17 protein-coding genes and 1 tRNA gene are annotated in these 19245 nt (G+C 33.3%); 17 read left to right on the top strand and 1 reads right to left on the bottom strand.

Annotation, left to right across the window (positions count from 1 at the left end; genetic code table 11):
• The first annotated feature begins 6 nt into the window (after positions 1-6).
• From ABD772_RS13415 to ABD772_RS17585, 6 genes are all read left to right on the top strand, one after another.
• Positions 7-252, top strand: coding sequence for a helix-turn-helix transcriptional regulator (locus ABD772_RS13415; protein ID WP_345105298.1), 246 nt, complete (start codon positions 7-9; stop codon positions 250-252).
• Positions 252-2534 (top strand): type I restriction-modification system subunit M, encoded by a 2283-nt coding sequence (locus ABD772_RS13410; RefSeq protein ID WP_345105295.1) that lies wholly within the window; start codon positions 252-254, stop codon positions 2532-2534. The genes ABD772_RS13415 and ABD772_RS13410 overlap by 1 nt, the downstream gene beginning before the upstream one ends.
• Positions 2535-2546: 12 nt before the next feature.
• The gene (locus ABD772_RS13405) at positions 2547-3917 is read left to right on the top strand and encodes a restriction endonuclease subunit S (protein WP_345105292.1); all 1371 of its coding nucleotides are present in this window, start codon (positions 2547-2549) and stop codon (positions 3915-3917) included.
• On the top strand, positions 3914-6112 hold the full coding sequence (locus ABD772_RS13400) for an AAA family ATPase (RefSeq protein ID WP_345105289.1): 2199 nt from the start codon (positions 3914-3916) through the stop codon (positions 6110-6112). The genes ABD772_RS13405 and ABD772_RS13400 overlap by 4 nt, the downstream gene beginning before the upstream one ends.
• 396 nt (positions 6113-6508) lie before the next feature.
• Positions 6509-6679, top strand: coding sequence for a hypothetical protein (locus tag ABD772_RS13395; protein WP_345105287.1), 171 nt, complete (start codon positions 6509-6511; stop codon positions 6677-6679).
• Positions 6676-8295, top strand: a complete 1620-nt coding sequence (locus ABD772_RS17585) for a recombinase family protein (protein ID WP_425562834.1) — start codon at positions 6676-6678, stop codon at positions 8293-8295. The genes ABD772_RS13395 and ABD772_RS17585 overlap by 4 nt, the downstream gene beginning before the upstream one ends.
• On the opposite strand, the gene ABD772_RS13390 is transcribed toward ABD772_RS17585, so the two are convergent.
• Positions 8255-8329: transfer RNA gene (locus tag ABD772_RS13390), tRNA-Arg, on the bottom strand. The two genes, ABD772_RS17585 and ABD772_RS13390, sit on opposite strands and share 41 nt — an antisense overlap.
• Before the next feature lie 321 nt (positions 8330-8650).
• Between ABD772_RS13390 and ABD772_RS13385 the strand changes: the two genes are divergently transcribed.
• From ABD772_RS13385 to ABD772_RS13335, 11 genes are all read left to right on the top strand, one after another.
• On the top strand, positions 8651-9502 hold the full coding sequence (locus tag ABD772_RS13385; RefSeq protein WP_345105284.1) for a hypothetical protein: 852 nt from the start codon (positions 8651-8653) through the stop codon (positions 9500-9502).
• 281 nt (positions 9503-9783) lie between these two features.
• Entirely contained in the window at positions 9784-9951 is a 168-nt protein-coding gene (locus ABD772_RS13380; protein ID WP_345105281.1) for a hypothetical protein, read from the top strand.
• Between the two features lie 50 nt (positions 9952-10001).
• Positions 10002-11816, top strand: a complete 1815-nt coding sequence (locus ABD772_RS13375; protein ID WP_345105278.1) for a hypothetical protein — start codon at positions 10002-10004, stop codon at positions 11814-11816.
• A gap of 426 nt (positions 11817-12242) precedes the next feature.
• Entirely contained in the window at positions 12243-12773 is a 531-nt protein-coding gene (locus tag ABD772_RS13370) for a hypothetical protein (RefSeq protein ID WP_345105275.1), read from the top strand.
• A 340-nt stretch (positions 12774-13113) separates the two neighbouring features.
• Positions 13114-13293 carry a hypothetical protein gene (locus tag ABD772_RS13365; protein ID WP_345105272.1) on the top strand — a complete coding sequence of 60 codons (180 nt, stop codon included), beginning with the start codon at positions 13114-13116 and terminating at the stop codon, positions 13291-13293.
• 105 nt (positions 13294-13398) lie between these two features.
• The gene (locus tag ABD772_RS13360) at positions 13399-14595 is read left to right on the top strand and encodes a hypothetical protein (RefSeq protein WP_345105270.1); all 1197 of its coding nucleotides are present in this window, start codon (positions 13399-13401) and stop codon (positions 14593-14595) included.
• A gap of 67 nt (positions 14596-14662) precedes the next feature.
• Complete coding sequence (locus tag ABD772_RS13355; protein ID WP_345105267.1) at positions 14663-15502, top strand: hypothetical protein; 840 nt, start codon at positions 14663-14665, stop codon at positions 15500-15502.
• Between the two features lie 41 nt (positions 15503-15543).
• Positions 15544-16593, top strand: coding sequence for a PIN domain-containing protein (locus tag ABD772_RS13350; protein WP_345105265.1), 1050 nt, complete (start codon positions 15544-15546; stop codon positions 16591-16593).
• A gap of 566 nt (positions 16594-17159) precedes the next feature.
• Entirely contained in the window at positions 17160-17831 is a 672-nt protein-coding gene (locus tag ABD772_RS13345; protein WP_345105262.1) for an AbiTii domain-containing protein, read from the top strand.
• A 100-nt stretch (positions 17832-17931) separates the two neighbouring features.
• Complete coding sequence (locus ABD772_RS13340; protein ID WP_345105259.1) at positions 17932-18543, top strand: hypothetical protein; 612 nt, start codon at positions 17932-17934, stop codon at positions 18541-18543.
• 55 nt (positions 18544-18598) lie between these two features.
• Positions 18599-19216 carry a hypothetical protein gene (locus tag ABD772_RS13335; protein WP_345105256.1) on the top strand — a complete coding sequence of 206 codons (618 nt, stop codon included), beginning with the start codon at positions 18599-18601 and terminating at the stop codon, positions 19214-19216.
• Positions 19217-19245 lie beyond the last annotated feature (29 nt).

Genomic DNA, 19245 nt, shown 5'->3' with positions numbered 1-19245 from the left:
TGCAAGATGATATATTTGCATTTTATGCCTATTTTAATGAATAAAAGAGCGATCAACCGATTAAAAGCCGTTTTAGCCGAGAAGGGTCAAACAAATAAGTGGCTTGCCGAACAATTGGAAAAAAATGAAACAACAATATCTCGATGGTGCACTAATGAAGTACAGCCATCGATGGATAATCTCGTGATTATCGCTAAGCTCTTAGGTGTGGATGTAAGAGAATTAATTATCTCAACTAAAGAGCCAAAGTAATGATGAACGTCGAAATAAAAGGGAATAAAATATTTGTTCCGTTAAAAAATATATGGGTAGACAACACCCCTGAAGAAAATTTAAAACAAGATTTCATCTGTAGATTAGTAAATACCTACGGTTATGAGATCAACCAATTAGGACAGGATGTTGACGTTAAAAAAAGGTATAAAGCTGATATTGCCATTTGGCGGTCGGAAGAGGATAAGTTGAAGAGTTCTATACCTTCCATAATCATTACAGTAGAATGTAAAGCAGAACATATTAAAATAAAAGAATCTGATTATTCTATGGGATATAATCTTGCTTCTCTTGTAAATGCAAATTTTTTCATAGCGCACAATTTAAAAGAAACTAAAATATTTCATATTGTTAAAGACAATGCGCCACAGAAGTTAGAAAAACTCACAGAAATACCCAAAGCTGATGATCTGTTTGATGAGAAAAAAATTAACAAGTATATTAAGGAAAATAAAACTTTCACAAGAGATCAATTTTCAAAATTACTTTCCAGATGCCATAATATTATACGAAATAATGACAAGTTGTCTCCAGAAGCAGCCTTTGATGAAATAAGCAAAGTGCTATTTATGAAAATAATGTTTGAGCGTGAATCGAAAGAAGAGATGATTTTTTCAAAAGAAAAGTTTATTGCCGATGAAAAGCATTACGAGGCGCTAATTCGCCCTGAAGTAAAAAAAGAAAGCCCGTCATTAGATCAAGATTATATGCAGGTGTTGTTCAGCAAAACAAAAAGTAAATTTGAAAATGATGGAATATTTGAACAAAAAGATCAAATACGAATAAAGAGAAATAGTTTTGAGATGATCGTTGAAGAATTAGAAGCATTCAATCTTTCTGACACATCCGATGACGTAAAAGGAATAGCTTTCGAACAGTTTTTAGGTAAAACTTTTAGAGGTGAGTTAGGGCAATTTTTTACACCTCGAACTGTGGTTGATTATATGGTTGAAATTCTTGATCCTAACGAGACAGAAAAAATTTGTGACCCTTGTTGTGGGAGTGGTGGATTTTTAATTACTGCTTTTGAATATGTAAGAAATAAAATAGACGAAGATATTAGGAAACAGATAAAATCCATAAAAGACACTTATTATGATGATGATTACAAAAATGGGACTACAGAAGATCAAAAAAGAATTGATAAAACAGTACAAGGAATAATTGATAAATTAAATCATGAATTTGATATTTCCAATCCCCTAAGTCGATATCATGTTTTATCACACAATTGCATTTTTGGAACAGATGCCAATCCAAGAATGGCAAGAACTGCCAAAATGAACATGATAATGCATGGAGATGGTCATGGAGGTGTTCATCATAATGACGGATTGTTAAATGTTAATGGAATTTTCGAAAACAGATTTGATGTAATTTTTACCAATCCGCCTTTTGGTAGCAGAGTAGAAAAATCGCTGAAAATAACGGAAGGAGATAGATTCACTGATGCAACGAGAATTGAGAAGTACCAAAAACAATATGGGGCAGCATACGACCACGCATTAAAACAGATAAATGACAATATTGGAAAATCAGTATTAGATTTATATGAAACTGGCAGTATGAGCACTCTCACTGAAGTCTTATTCATTGAAAGGTGTCTGAATTTATTGAAACCGGGAGGTAGAATGGGAATTGTTTTACCTGAGGGTTTATTAAACAATACAAACCTTCAACGGATAAGAGACTATATTGAAAGTAAAGCAAAAATACTCTTAATAACATCTATTCCCCAAGATGTTTTTATAGCAAGTGGGGCAATGGTCAAGCCAAGCTTATTATTCTTTAAAAAATTCACAGATGATGAAGCAAAACAATGGGAGGATATTTCCAACAATGCGACAATAGCCGTTAATAGAAAACATAATCCTCGAATCAATCTGATATCTGAAAAACTTAGTTTAAAAGGAAAGGATGCTTTGCCTAAAGAGGAAAAGAGCGTATTGAGATTAGAACTAAAACAACTTGAAGACATTATTGCGAATGAAATAAAGGAGCAGATCAAAAAAGAGTTTAATTACGAAATACCTATTGCAGAAGTTGAGAAGGCGGGAATAAGTAGTATTGGATCACCTATTGATAACGAGTTAGAACCATTAGCCAAAGAATTTAAATTATATAGGACAAATAATAAATTATGGCGGGAAAAATCTACTACCATTAACTACCAGATTTTAAAAGATGAAAATGTTTGTAGGATACCTATTATTGATAATCTGCCAGTAGATTCTAAACCACAAATATTTTATGCTCTATAAAAGAGAGGGAGAATGAATTTAGAAGTCGATTATCAATATTTAAAATTCAGCCAGCTCGAAAACACTACTTTTTGGGACTATTATACGTTAAGCAATACTAATGTAATTGCATCCCTGTATCCGTTGGTGAAGTTGCGCGATGTACTTGTTCAAAGGAAAACATCAATTATAATTGATGACAATAAATTATACAAAAGGTGCCGCGTTCAAATTAGGGCGCGAGGTGTTGCCTTAAGAGATGAGGTATTTGGATCAGAAATTAAGATCAAAAAACAGCAAGTTTGTAAAACTGATGATTTTTTAGTTGCTGAAATTGATGCAAAAGTAGGCGGGTATGGTATAATACCTGAAAACTTAGAAGGCGCAATCGTGAGTAGCCACTATTTTTTATTTGAAATCGACCGAGCCAAATTATCTCCTGAATATCTCGGCATAATTATAAAACAAGAACAGTTTTCAAGACAAATCAAATCGACTGGAAGTACAAATTATGCGGCGATACGCCCTTATCATGTTCTGGGCTATGAAATTCCTTTACCGCCGCTAACAGAACAGGTGAAGATTGTTTCAGATTATTACAAAGCAATCAATCAATCCAAGCAAATAAATGAAAGGATAACCCAGTTAGAAATTGGAATAAAAGAATATATATTTAAAGAATTGGGACTCAATAATTCTTCTGGACGATTAAGAAAAAAGGGGCTTCAAGTCGTTTTATTTAATTCAATATCTGAATGGGGGTTAGATAAAATTATCTCTTCATCAAATAACCACTCTAAGCACTTTAATGTCGTGTCTATTTCAAATAGGCCGGACATTGCGGTTAATATATTCCGGGGCAAAAGTCCCCGATATAGCTCCAAAACGGGTGCATTTATACTTAATCAAAAATGTAATAGGTGGAATGAGATAGACTTGCAGTTTTCTAAAACAGTAGACAAAACATGGTTTGATTCTATTGATAAGGAAATCTTAACCAGAGTAGGAGATGTTTTGATAAATTCTACCGGGGAGGGTACAATTGGAAGGGCAAGTTATATCACAGAAAATCATCAAGGCTTATTATATGATAGCCATATACTTTTATTGAGATTAAATGTGTCGGTTATAGACCCAGAATTATTTGTTGAATTATTCAATAGCAGTTATGGACAGAACCAAGTTAACGATATCAAGTCTGCTCAAGCGACTAAACAAACTGAATTGGGTATTTCTAATTTAAAAAAGGTTTTTATCCCTTTACCAGAATCATTAGAATTTCAAAAAACGATGGTGACTCATATAAAGAATATCAGAACTCAAATTTTTCAATTAAAATCTAAAAGTGACACTATTGAAATGATAGCCAAGAGTGAATTTCAAAAAATACTATTTGCCAAATGAAAGTTAAATCTTTAAAGATCGAAGGGTATAAAAATTTAGATATTGATTTAGTACATCAATCTGATATTATCGCTTTAATTGGTAATAACGGCAGTGGAAAAAGTAACTTGCTTGAAGCATTAAGTTACATTTTTAGAAGTCTGTATAGGTCGAATGAAAATGTTTCGTTTGATTATTACGTAGAATACAACAATCAATCTGGTCAAAACATAAAAATTGACAAGAAAAAGTCCAAGCTTACTTTTCATGTTGATGATAACGTTGTTATATCGATTTCAGAATATTTACCCAAAAAAGTTGTTGCTATTTATAGTGGTGAAGAAGATAGGCTTTGGGCCAAATGTTTTTTCCCTTTTTATGACGACTTCATAAAAACCATCAATAAATCTAAGAATATAGGCATTTCACAATCATTGAATCAAATGCCACAAATGCTGTATTTAAATAAATACTATTGGTCCATATCCCTTCTTAGCCTGGCTCTTTCTGACTTGGACGACAATAAAAATTTTGTGAAAAAAGCATTAAAAATTGATCAAATAAATAAAATAAAATTTGAGTACGAGAAGTCCAATTATGCGGAGTATAACGATAATGTGGTATTGGATTTTGTTAAAAAAATTGACATTAAATCTGAATATACTCTCACAGAATTTAAAAAAATAATTGACGAAAATCAATATATACCAGATGATGTTTATAAGCTTTTATATCTGGCTTTTTCCCCAAAAAACACAAAGATCATAGATGATATAACTATAAAATTTAATGACTATTTAACAGTAGAGGATTTGAGCGAAGGAGAGAAAAAGTTATTACTTATTAAGGCGGCATTTGAATTTTCCGAACAAGAAGATAGTTTGTTTATTCTTGATGAACCAGATGCACACATACATTTAAACAATAAAGAACAAATAGTAAAAATTTTTGAACCATATAAACACAATAGGCAAATTATCTTAACAACCCATTCTCCTACGGTTACCCAATCAATGGAAGACAATAATCTTTATATGGTTAATAGTGGGAAAATAATCGAAAGAAAAAAACAAGAAATTATAGGTGATTTAACAGACGAGTTTTGGAATAAACATCAGCAAAGCACATTCTTATCAAGTAAAAAAAAGCTTATTTTATTAGTAGAAGGCAAACATGATAAAATGCACATAAGCAATGCATTTGAGATGCTAAGGAGTGATTACACAGAGGTTGATTTTGATATTTTTTCATTAGGTGGAGAAAGCAAAATACATCCTTTCATGAATGGATTATACGAAGCGAATATCCAAAATGATGTTATATACATCGGTATTTATGACAATGATTCAGCCGGGCTTGATACTTTAAACAAAGCAGGTTTTAATCGCGATGATACCAATTGCGGTTATAGGAAATTAAAAGGAGACGTGATTGCTCATGATAATTTTTTTGCATTTGCCCTCATTAAACCTGATAATCATACATCGTCATGTACGATCGAAAATATGTATTTGCCGGAGAAGTATGAAGCAGCACTACGTGAGGCTTTTGATAAATCGATTGGTAATTATGGGAATAAATCAATCGATGATATAAATAAAAAAATTAAAGAAGATTCGAAGAATATTTTAGCTGAAAATTCAAAGTCTTTCTCGAAAAGTGATTTCCAGAACTTCCCTAAACTTTTTGATTTAATAACAAAAATTAAAAAAACTCACGCAGCTAAAATTCCTGCTAAAAACACGCAAGTAAGCAAAATAGCTACAAGGACCAACCTTGATAAGGTTGTCGCTAAGGAAAGTATACCTGAAATACACACTTTTGTAAAAAAAGAAGTTTTATCGGCAAAAAAGCAATTGTATACCGAAGATGATCACCTAACAGGTATACCACAAGAAATTTCTACACTCTATCATAAATTAAAATCTCTTATAGTTAGTTTAGATTCAGAAATTATAATTGCTCCCTTAAAAGATTATATAGCATTCAAAAAAAACAAAAATATCGTTGATGTAACTATTCTTAAAAAGTCATTGAAAATTTGGATAAATCTGAAAAAAGGGAAATTGGCAGATCCTGAAAATTTAGCGAGAGATGTTTCTAATATTGGCCATTGGGGAAATGGTGATTATGAAATACTAATAAAAGATGATACGAAGATCGAATACATTTCAGAATTGGTGACACAGGTATTGGTACATAACCAAAATAATTAAAGTGACTTTAATTTGTCCTTTGGCATCAAACTTTACTTGCCATTTTAGTCATATTATTTTAAATGCTAAGTAAAACCCTGGCTCACTTGATTGAATTTGATATTTAAAATATTTTTTTGACCTTTGTTGTGACAACGGTTAACGGCACCCACCACCCCACAGACATTACGTCACTACAACACCACAGCCACAGCCACAACGTCCCTCACTCCCACCTCAAAAGACTTAGGTGTTGTAAATCTTTGAATTTCGTTTAAAGCTGCAGTTTAATTTTTTACGACTTTGTTTTAATAGATTATTTATTGGCTTGTTATTCACACGTTAGCTTTTGTCAGTTAATGAGAGTAGTTACATACAAGTTATTCTTGCAGCTTTGGATAATGCAACGTTTGTACAATGTCAAATACAGGTGAAGCAGATAGAAAAGGTAAATTAACGTTTGAAGAGTTAAGGAAGTATCCCGGATTTGAACTGATAGAAATATCTGATGCTGAGGTAGTTATAAATAACTTATATCAATTATCTTTACTTTTTTATGAGTATTATAAATCAAATATCAGTGAATGAATAACTTAGATATTTTTAAAAGCCTACATGCAAATGATGTTCCTAAGGCAAAATCTCCTGTTTTGTCTCAATGTGCAGTAATTTATACAAGAGTATCGACTAATAAGCAAGCTATGAATAACCATAGTTTAGAAACTCAATTAATCAGATGTGAGGAGTATTGCTTACAGAATCATTTATCAATACTTAAAAAATTTGGTGCAACACATGAAAGCGCCAAAACAGATGACCGTAAGGAATTTGGTAGAATGCTCGAATATATTAGAAATTTTAATAGAAAAAAGTCAGAATATAGTGTTGGTTATATTGTTGTATTTTCTTTAGATCGTTTTTCACGAACAGGCGCGGAGGTATTTCCGATAGTTAATGAATTAAAGCATTTAGGCGTTAAAATAGTTGCTGTTACTAACCCGACTGACTCTAATACTTCGCATGGTAAATTCATGCAACAATTAGGCTTTATATTAGGTGAGTTAGATAATGATCAACGTAAAGAGAAAATAGTTGCCGGCATGAAAAACATGTTATTGAACGGTGGCTGGCCAACTAAGTCACCATTAGGATATGATAAAGTGCATGACCCCGGTAATAAGTATAAGAAAAGCGTAATAAATGAAAAAGGTCAACTTATAAAACAGGCCTTCCGATTAAAGCTTGACGGGTACAACAATACATATATTCAACTATGGTTAAAAAAACGAGGCCTCGATTTACACCGCCAAAAACTAACCGATATTTTCAAAAATCCATTTTACTGTGGTGTTAATATACATGCGGTCATTAACAATGAACCTGTAATTGGTAATCAAGAACCCATGATTACTCAGGAAGAGCATTTCAAAATCATTGGTATAAATTCAGATTTTTTAAAAACTCATAAGACGGAAGATGACCATTTTCCACTGAAGTCAACTCTGGTTTGTGGTAAATGCGGTCGAAAGTTTACAGCTTATCATATTCTTAAGAAAAAAGCTAAATATTATAAATGCAATACCATTGGCTGTAAAACCAATATTAACACAGATAAAATGCACAATTTATTTAAAGAACACTTAGACACCTTCCAAGTAAATCCGTTGCTTATAGCGCCTTTAAAACAGCAATTAACATATACTTTCGATTCTTTAAACCAGTCGCAGAAGAAAGAAGCATTAGAATTGAATAAAATAATTGTAAAACTCAGAGATGAGTTAGAAGTTGTAGAATATCGCTTTGCAACTGGTAAGATAGAGGATGAGCTATATCAAAAAGTTAAAAATAAACTATCAGCGGAAATCGCCACTTTGGATAAAGATTTCAAAAAATTAAATCGAAGCTTATCGAACCTGCACTATTATATTGATGTTGCGCTAAAATTATGTTCAAATCTTAGCTTATTGTGGTCTAAAGGCACATTATGTATAAAACAAAGGCTACAAAATCTACTATTCCCAACTGGTATACTCTTCAATAAGGATTTGTCTAATTATCGAACCTATGAAACTAACAATTTATTCAACTTAATAACCTCATTATCAGATAGCATTTTGTATGGAATAACCGGACAAATCAACTCGAAAACTGATCTGTCCGGTTTGGTAGCCCCGACGGGAATCGAACCCATATCTAAAGTTTAGGAAACTCCTATTCTATCCGTTGAACTACGGGACCTAGAGTCATCTATAGCTTGTTTTAGACAAAACTAAGAGACTAATTGTCAATCATTTAATCAGTTTAAACCTGACATTTACGCCTTGTTAAACATTAAATTAATTAGGGCAAATATATGCAAAATAATAGAGTTTTTACATGGTTTTGAGGCTCTTTTGGCGCATCTGGTGGCGCAGATTTTATAATTAAAAGTTAGATTCTATAGGTAAAATGCAACTAAACACATCTATTCTTAGTAGATACCGACAATGCTATAAGCCAATAAATAATAGTTCAATAAATATACCTTTACAATCCTGCTTTACAACAGCAGGGTTTTTCATGAACTCAAAAGGGAACAGCATTACAGTCAAGGTAAACTATGAGATTTTAAAGGATTACCATCCATTAATAACAGCTTACCATTACATATTAAAAGAAAAAAGGAAAATATCGGACATAGAGAACATTAAAGATGTTATCTCTTTCGATTATATGTCGGATGATTTGTTTGCTGGAATTAAAGACGACCTAAAACGCCTTTTCAAAGCCGAGTATAACTTAAAGAATTGGAGAAAGCATCGTGACCATTTCTTATTCCTAACCGAGCTGTTTATGAGGGATGAACAGGCTAATCACCAGTTCAAAAAGCAAAGGATAATGCAACTTAGGGAGGTGGTTGTTAAACTTGATGAGTTAAGAAAAATGGTGGATGGAAACCGAGGCCCACGTACATTATTAATTAATAATACAGTAGCCATTGACAACTATTTGACTTCTGCAAAAGTGGTCAAACTTCTACAGGAAGAACTTACAACACTTTATAATCATAATATTTTAGATGAAAGCTTACCTAAGATAAACGATAAAACCATTGACGGTGTCATTTCAGCAATAAGAAAGCCTAAACTAAAAACTATATCCTCTTATGATAAAACAGTTGGTTATTTAGCGTTTGTTTTAAAAGTATACCTTGAAGAACAAGCTGGCTTGAAAGGCATTCAAAACAACGTATTTAATAAGGTGAAAACTATTGATCTCTCTAATGAGCAAGGGCAATTCATCTATTCATATCTGCGCTTATTAAATATAATTAAACATCAAAAGACCGACCCACAAATAGTAATTAGACGTTATATTGAAAAGTTTACTAATGATATCGATTTTCACTATAACGCATTTCAGAATGAATAACTCAACTAAAAAGTTATAATGAAATGCTCACAATTTCAAAAAAATTGACCTTGTAATAAGCAAAGGGCATAAAATTTAATATGACCCAAACGCATAATTGTCAACGTTAAATTTAAAAAATCATGCCCAAAAGTCGGTTTGATAAAACAACCCAGCCCATGGTTAACCGCAACAGGTTAAGCCATGATGAAACGTACCAATCCCTGGAGAGAAATCTCCATAGCTGTCTATCCATGACAGACAGGGAATATATAAACCGTTCAGGACAGGTTTGTGTCTTTGTGGAATTCCAATTCCCAAATGGTACACGTACACTATCTATTCAAAACTCACCGGACGTTAGCAATCTGCTTAACGACTTCATGACCGCGCAAGGCGTGTTTAAAAAAGTTGATGAAGAATCAGCAAAGATTTTAAGCACCACGAATCCGCAACGAGAGAGCGAATAGATACATTACTAACTAAAGGGGCCTTTCGGCCCCTTCTTTTTTTAAATAAAATGAAAACTAAATTAATTGATTTACCCAAGGGTAAAAAGATATCTCATATAATGAATTTCTTACCCTCAAATGCCCTCATTAATAAAACAATTCCAGGATGCGGGGCAACTCATGCAGAGATTTATTGTGAACGCCACAGTCTTATAGCTTTCCCAAATGTGCCAGTAATAATAGGTAAGGTAGCAAAGGCTAACAAAGATGGATTTATAGTACTGGGTGTTTATGAAAAGACAACCCTTCAAGACGTTATCAACTATCTTAAATCTGACATTAAATATAAAAAAATATTAACTACACCAGAAGCTTATCTGAGAAAAGTAAAACCAGCTTTCATAAAATGTGGCATTAATCCCTTTACTGATTTTTATTTTTTATATGATGAATCAGAGAAAACTATACAAGATGTGGGATATAGAAATACTATAGTTGAACCTCTTGATGATTTCTTCCTATATATCAATAAAGGGTTCATATCTGCTACCCCTATTATGCCAAGCGATCCCCGGTTTACGCAAAAAAAATTTATTCGATACGTTATTAAGCCTACTTATGACTATGCCGAACCATTTAACTTACATATAAGCAATAATGTAGTGCTATCTGTAAAAGACTATTTGGTTAACAATGAGGCAGACCATTACAGCTTCTTTATGAATTCAACAGATGGCATATATTCTTTAATTAAATATTTAGGCATCGCCTCACAATGTCAAGTTTTTTGTGCTAAGAAGAGTGTTACCAAATTGAACGCATTAGGCTTTGCAAATGCATATACCGAATTGATGCCTTTAAAGAAATACAATTTTTATACTTCGCGCTACTTTTCTGCGGTGGATATAGAGGTTGATGCAAAACCAGACGTTATCATTCTAACTGATTTGTTCTTTGCTGAACATACTATTATCGATCCCGCTACAGAAGCAATACAAATAATGGGGCGGTTTAGAAATGGAGTTAATAAAATCACTCATATTACTAACGTAAATTCTTCTATCAAACATCAAAGTCGAGAAGCGATTCAACATAATTTAAATGGTCAGTCTTCAAGCTTTTCATCGGTCAAAATGTTATACATATCTGCTGAAGAAGAAGTACAAAGAATATCGTTCAAACAGGCTCTCGAAGCGATGAGTTATGTTAAATATGTGAATAAAACCACTTACTTAACTAATCATTTTCTAATTGATAATAGACTGGATGAGGATATGGTCAAAAGTTATTATTCAAGCCGAGATAGGCTCATAGAAGCTTTCGAAAGGGTTAAAAACTTTAAACTAACCATTACGCATAGTGAGTATCCATTGTCTGACGAAGACAGATTTAAACGCACCTATCCAAAAGACAATCCCGAACTCTTTAAAACAATAGTTGAGCAAATGGAGCATTTGCATACAAATGAGTTTCCCTATCAAATTGATAACCGCAATACCGAAATAAGTAATTTAATTGATACTTACCCCGATTTGTGTAATGCATATTTTAAATTGGGTTTAGCAGCAATAAGGAAAGCAGGCTATAAACAGAAGAAAGTTAAAGCCTTATTGAAGACAAAAGATCAAAAAGATAAACCCATACCGTTCCCTGCTATTGGTGCCTTTAATAACGCTTTTAAATTTAAACTGGATTTGCCCAGTTCGACTACCGAGTTAGGAGAAATTGGCTCAAAACTTAAAAAGCAGTTTAATCTGCCGGGTAAGGTGCTTCACATTCTTCAACTTATGTTTGATGTGAGTGATAGAGAACAAAAAACCATAAACGGCAGTAGGGTTTGGACAAGAATTTTAAGTAACCCTAAATTTATCGTAGACGAATAATTATACTTATTATATTAATACTGATACATATTATTAGTACCATTCCTATAATATAGACCCCGGTATTTTAATATGGTTCACTCAACGACCAGGCTTAACAGCTTGGTCGTTTTCTTTAAATAACATCTCTCAATAATTTTATAATATAAAAATGGGTTGTGTGTTCCACGCGTCCCCCCTCTATCACGACATACCCCCCGCACTGTTTTGGATGGAAACCATTTCACGGCTCTAAATCACTTAAACCGTAGTGTCCGATATTCAAAGACTTCGTTTCTAAAGACGAATGGCCAACCCGAAAAAGCGGCTTCCATCAAAAACAAAATGCCAAAAAGGTACCATATCCGTGCATGTTTTCGGTAAATCCATCCAATAACATAATACTAGAGTATAAGCTGTTCATTAATTCACTTAACCCACAAAACTATGCAATCAAATATTCATCAAATCTTAAACCCACCTCCTCATGAGAAACAAGTTTTATTTGCCATTGATCACAAACCTTATATTGACTTACGTAACAAGAACATTGAGGTTGAAAAGGTTTACACCAACATACTCTCAGACTTACGACAAATCTTAGCCCAATTATCATTCACAGCATCACGCACCTATTTAATACAGAAATACCCCAATAAAGGCACTCTTTCACAGGACTTATACGAATTTGTTTGTCTACTTTGTAGTGTCACCCTTTACAAAAAAAACTATTGCTACCGAATTGTGTTAGAAACCGATAGCGATATTATAAAAACCGTAGGAGAGCAAGCATACAGTCAGGTGTTCCGTGTTGCTTATCGAAACACAAACTACGAGTGTACACAACATGACCTTGAGGATATTATTACAATTAACACTGACAAATGCGATCATTACACTTATTGGAAACGCAGGCTAACAGAAGACCTTAACGGCGATAGTTTAGTCGCTGTAGAAGACGCTAACACAGATTGGTAAATAAATTTTGAGTTCCGAGTGGACTCCAATTTATTTACCAATTAATCGTAATTTCGTTTATTAATCAATCAGAGCAGAATTTGGATATATAAAGAAATATTACATATAATAAGATATAAGCGTTAATCTTCGCTGTTTTACTTAAAGGAACCTAGGAAATTCAAAAACACGGTAAAAACAGATGAGTCAACGCCCAGCACGAAAGTGCAGGGTGTAAGGACTTGTTTGTTACTGTGTGGGTCTCCTAGGACCTCTTTAAGTGCAGATATGATCCCAAGCCTTGCGCTTTTGTGTTTTAACCCCACCATATAGGCTGATATGGTACTTAAACTTATTACAAATGAAATTTATCGGTTGGCTGATTTACTGGATTGTAGGATCAGCAGTAATTTACTTTATCTCATTATTTATTGAAAACTTCCAGTCAATTAATTTATGGTCGGCATTTATGCGCGGCGTACTAATAATTGGGGTTATTGCCTGGGGAGCATTTTTAGCTTGGTGGGTGAACAATGATTAGCTCATCGTCGCCAACTCGCTATCGCTCGTTTGCTCGATAGCTATTAAAGAGCTTGCGATTAATCGGCAAGCTCTTTAGTTACCTTTATATACCAATCTTTATCCTATGAAGGTATTTGCTTACGCTGACGAAACAGAATTTAATCTTAATGAAACCAATTCGTCAATAGTAGGATCAGGGATAATAATAACCGAAACCAAAATCGATCAATCTGTTATCGATGATGCAATAAACGCACTAAAAGCAGAACCACAGCATGATAAGAACGATTTAAAAACCTTATCAAAAGGATATTTCCATGCTTCATTTGACAGTGCAATCGCACATTGGCATTTATGCCAATCTATTAATAAATCAGTTAATGGTTATTTTAAATACAGTTACCATAATCAAGCTTACAGTAAAAAATCATATACAATCGAGGATTTAAACAAGAGAACATTAGAATTAGTAATTAGCCCTTTAATTGATTACAGGTTTGAAGAAGTAACCCTTATTGTTGAGGGGCGAAAACAATTCAATCAAAAACAAAGTGAATTATGGATTGAAAACCTATATAGATTACTTGAACTAACACTTTATAATCTAAATTCTTTTGTCACTTATTTTCCTAAAATAAATATCCAAGTTGCCGACAAGACTAATCCTGGTTTACAGGTTATTGACTTTATACTCTGGTCGCAAAACCGCACTCAAAATAATGATTCAAGGTGGCTAGATAAGTTAAAAGTTGTTAGAAGTGACAATCATAGAATTCAGGATAGCCCAACATTTGGAGGGAGTTATTACATTAACAAATGGATTGATTTCCCTTTGGAAAGACTAAGTTATCCTTTTCAACAGGCAATAGATACAAATCACAATGACGTTTTGAGAGCATATTTGTTGATGGAGCAAAGTATCTTGATATTAAATAATAATATTGAAAACCTGCCGGTTACTGTTGAACATTTCAAAGATAAATTGAAAGAAACAGCAAACAATATCCTTAAAGTCGGTAAGTCCTTAACAACTGAATTAATTGAACAAATAGCATCTATTTATTTGAGAATATTTGATACCCTACCAATATATGCAAAAGTAAATGAAGAGGATAAAGACACTTGGGGTGTGCTATTGTTTTCAAAACAAATAGCCGCATTAATTAGAAAACGAGGCACAATAGCAAATTCGAGGACTATAAACCATATTGCTCGTTGGAAATATACTACAGATGAAAAAGATTATAAAGATGGCTTAACGCCAATACAGAAGTTTATAACAACTACGATCGAAAGCTTAATTGAAGTAAATGATGATTAGCGTTTACTATATTTATAATCAGTTTTTAAAAGCTATAATATTTAACATTTAAAATTAGCATATAACAATGGGAACACAATTTGATGTCAGTTTTAAAGCAGCAATAACAGAGCTCAGACTAATAGATGCAAGATTAACTGTGTTAAATAGTTTAGTGGACCGCTCAAAAATCAATATTGAAGTCGATCAAACTATTGGCAACGAACTTCACACTGTGGGTTTTGCCTTTCGAGATATTACGCTTGACATAGGAACTGATAATCTTTTTATGCCCACAGATACATATACACTCAATCGATTAAATTTTTCAGACGAGATCGGGCTCATTTTAAGCAGAGAATGTTTATTCCAAGTGGCACAGAGTTACGAGATTCTAGAGACATATCTTTATAATCAAGTAGCGGATTATATCAGGTTGAATACCAACTTGCAGTTGCCTAATGATTTCAATCCACAAATGGATTTTCAAAACATACGAAAGGCTCTAAAACGAGTTAAAGACAGAGTAAACAACCGCCATTTAATAGACATCCTTAGGACAAATAACACCATTTTCCAAGCTTACGAAGTCAATAATATTTATAATTTAAACTTTAAAGAATGGTTAGATATGTTTAGTGAAACCCGTCATAGTATAACTCACTATCGCATGAAACTAAACAACTACTTAAAAGATGAAATCCCTGACTGCTTCAATAATTATTTCAAAATTAAAGTAGTCGAGGATGAAGAGTACATTTTCACAGGAGTAAATGATTGCAAAGAATTCTTACACATTCTTGCTGGATACGTTTTCTTCATTTATAAATCGGTTACCGATGGCACTTTCGGTACCAAGACTAAATTTTCTACTATTTCGCATGTGTTCCACGACCCATATTATAATTCTCCAATTATTGAAAATTAAATATTAAATAACTGTAAGATTATTGAAAATATAAAATCATTATGTCAAGAATCATATTTATTGATACATCAATATTTGAAGGCAACAACTTCTTTGAGGGGGATAGGATAAGACAGCTTTTAAAGTGGGGTAAGGAAAAGAAAGTAAAAATTTTGATGCCGATTATCACCTATAACGAATTGTTGAGCAGGGCAAGTAAAAACCTGGATGAGGTTGAGACTAAAGCCAAAAAGTTCAGAAACGAAAGTCGGATATTACGTAATTTTGCCAGTTATCGCGATTTTGTTAATAATATCGAATTAGAAGCTGCTAACAAAGAATTTAAAGACCTGCTTGATAGGCATGTAGATGTTTCTAAAATTGAAATTTTGGATTATCCGGTTATAAATATTGGTGAAGTGTTTGACAAATACTTTGCTAATCTATTCCCGTTTAGTGGGGGAGCGAAAAAACATGAATTTCCAGATGCATTTGCTATACTAACAATTGAAGAATGGTGTAGAGTTAATAATCAAAAATGTTCTTTAATATCAACGGACAAAGATTTACTCAACTACACCAGTGATTATATAGCAGATTCTTCAAGCTTAGAGCACTTTATTGATTCATTCATTAAGGAGGAAAAGAATAAAGAATTTATTCAGTTAGCGGCATCATATTACACCGAAAATGAGCAAGATTTAGAAGATCAATTGGTGAAATGGTTGCGAAATCAATTAGATAACGATATTCTATATTATACTCATTTTGAACTGGATGTCCACAATTTTGAAATTCAGTCTTGTAAAGTAAATATTTCTAATCACTTTCAATTTATCAGCATAGGTAAGGAAAGTATAGTGATTGAATCTAAAGCAAATATTACTTACAAAGTCGAAGTAGAAATAGATGATGAAAACACATTTTGGTACGATAGTGAAGATAAAGTTGGGAATTACTATGATACAACCTTTGAAATAATAAGTGACGAAACAGTTATATATTTTAAAACAGAAATCTATATACAAGATGATACTCCTGTCGATTTTGAAATTATTGAAATCAACAATGATAACGACTTAACTCTACCACGTGATTCAAGATATTATTAAATAAAAACAGTGAAGCGGGAAAAAGGGTATTCCGCTACTCCAATACTTTCAAAGCTGTCGCCAAATGTTGCGCCATTTAATAAGTCTATCGACATATTAAACTACACCGCTATCGCGATTTGTCACCCGCTTTGAATTAAGCAAAGTCGTTGCTACATATTCGCTTTCTTTGGCTTTAATAACTTTCATTTATGCTGCGCATCACTTGGTTTAATCAACCAGGTGAATGCTTGCAACATTCAATACTATTAAAGCCAATCGCTCATTATAATTTTAGCTCACCGCTTGGTCGCTGAAGGCTGCACTTCGTTTGTGTTAAACATACTATGCAGTCGCCTTTCGGCTTTCCCTGCATAGACCTTTAGCTCCATTCGCTATTGGTGAGCTGGCTAATTGGGGCTATCTTCCAAATCCCCAAACCCCTTTGGAGCGTTCCACCTATCGACTGTAAGCATAATTAAGGCTACTTTAAAGTCGCTTACAGCCGATAGCTGCAACGTACAAGCCAGACAAAATGATGCTGATATTAAATGATTTTTATATTATCAAACCACTTATCTTTGAATATGGTATCAGATATAATTGACTCTTTGTCAAGCGAAGATGATGTAACTAAACCGCTTTTAAAAACTTTAGCTTTCGCCCGAAGAATAGGGAATGATGAATTAGCGAAATGGGCTTCGAATGAGTTAAATGGATATTCTGGTGGGGAACCACTTCCGAACTATCGCTATTGTAAAACATCAGTACTTGCAGTTCTGGGGCATGGGAATAACAATATTACCCCGGAAAGCTCTTTACCAATGACGTGCTTTGATAAAGAGTTTCAACAAATGCTTATGAAGAAGCCTTTTAATGAAAGTATTGCTGGTTTAGTAGCGTTGACAAAAACATCAAATCAATATATAGGAAAAGAATTTGCAGTAGATATGTGTAGATTTCTTACAGATCAGGCACAGAAAAATGGATGCAGGTTCTCAGTTAGAAGTTGCCGTCAATTAGTTCTCATATCTGAAATCATTGGCGTTATCACTATAATAAAAACTAAACTTATGGAGTTGTTGCTTGAAGTCGAAAAAGATTATCCCTCTCTAAATCCGCTTACAGCAGATGACGATACAAAGCAGCAAATTAATACTACCGTCAATCAATATTTAGGGAATATATATAATATCAATTCATCTGGTGATGGTAATATATTAAACACAGGTGATAATAACCAAATGGGAATTAGTTAATAGCTGATTTCCATTGGGTCGACTTGTCTTATAATACGATTGGTTTGGATGACGGAAATATTTAATATATAATTGCATTACAACTTCAACCAGCACAATCATGAATTTAATTGAAATAAAGAAAAACCGCTTTCTATACCTCCAAAAAATATATGAAGAATCGGGTGGTGGGACAAATGCGGCCTTTGACATGACCGAAGTTGGCAATGAACTCGGGTTTGACTATATGTTAACTCGCAATATTGTAGACTACTTGATTAATGAAGGTTTAATTGAACCTTATGCATTAGGTGGTTCTATAAAGATTACACATTGGGGAATTAAAGAGGTTGAAGAAGCTATTGAAAACCCCAGTGAATCAACCGAGCATTTTGCGCCAATAAACACCTATAATATCAATATTCACTCGTCTGGCGAGGGGAACATTATAAACACAGGTAACGAAAATATAATTTCAATTACGACATCTTCTAATACTAAACAAATTACGGAAAAGGTTAATGAAATTATAACGGTTCTTAAAACAAACCCGAATATCCCGATAGATAGCAGAGACAATGCTATTGAAGTTTTCCAAGAACTGCTTAACGAAATGACAAATGGCATTAAACCTTCACCGTCTGTAATAGATAAAATGTTTAGTTATGGTGGATCTATTGGTTCTATTGGCTCTTTAGTAGTCGGCCTGATTCAATTATTTTCTAAGCAATAACACTTCTAGCTAGTCTCTCAAATATTTAGCACTAATTTTACTCAATCCTTACATTATGCAGAGCCTAAACGAAACTCAATCACAAAAACTTGACTTAATATTAAAGGCGTTCAATGATCAGGAATACTTGGACTCAGACGAGGTACTTTTAATTGAACCATCAGAGCGTAAAGCAAATGCCCTTATCAACGTTCTTAAAGAACGCGGATTTATTATTAGAATGGGTGATACAGAAGAAAATCTTTTACCAATGTCGATTCTATTAGAATCGTCTGCAGAACTATTTCTTGAAAACGGCGGGTTTGAAGGAGAATTAAAAAGAGCAAATCGCCATCAGGGTGGTATCGGAACGCAAATTAATATCCACTCTACGGGTCACAGTAATGTAATCAACACGGGTGATAACAATCAATTTACTATTCATAACAACTTTGAAAGGAATTTGGACGCTTTGAAAGAAAGTCTTCTTGTTAATAAAGTTACCAATGAAGATATTGAAGAAATCTCAACAATTATCGTAAATGAAGAGCCTGTAAACCAAGGCTTTGGCCCCAAAGTAAAAGGTTGGCTTACCACTATGGTTAATAAATCGATTGAAGGAACATGGGAGATAGGCCTTGCTACCGCTGGTGGTGTTTTAACTGAAATATTAAACAAATACTATGGATTATAGTTGTGGGCTGAGTTAGTCCAATCAGATTA

Origin of the sequence: Mucilaginibacter panaciglaebae (assembly GCF_039539265.1) — a bacterium.
GTDB lineage: Bacteria > Bacteroidota > Bacteroidia > Sphingobacteriales > Sphingobacteriaceae > Mucilaginibacter > Mucilaginibacter panaciglaebae.
The sequence above is the reverse complement of the archived record's forward strand: the minus strand, read 5'-3'. Positions and strand labels throughout refer to the sequence as shown.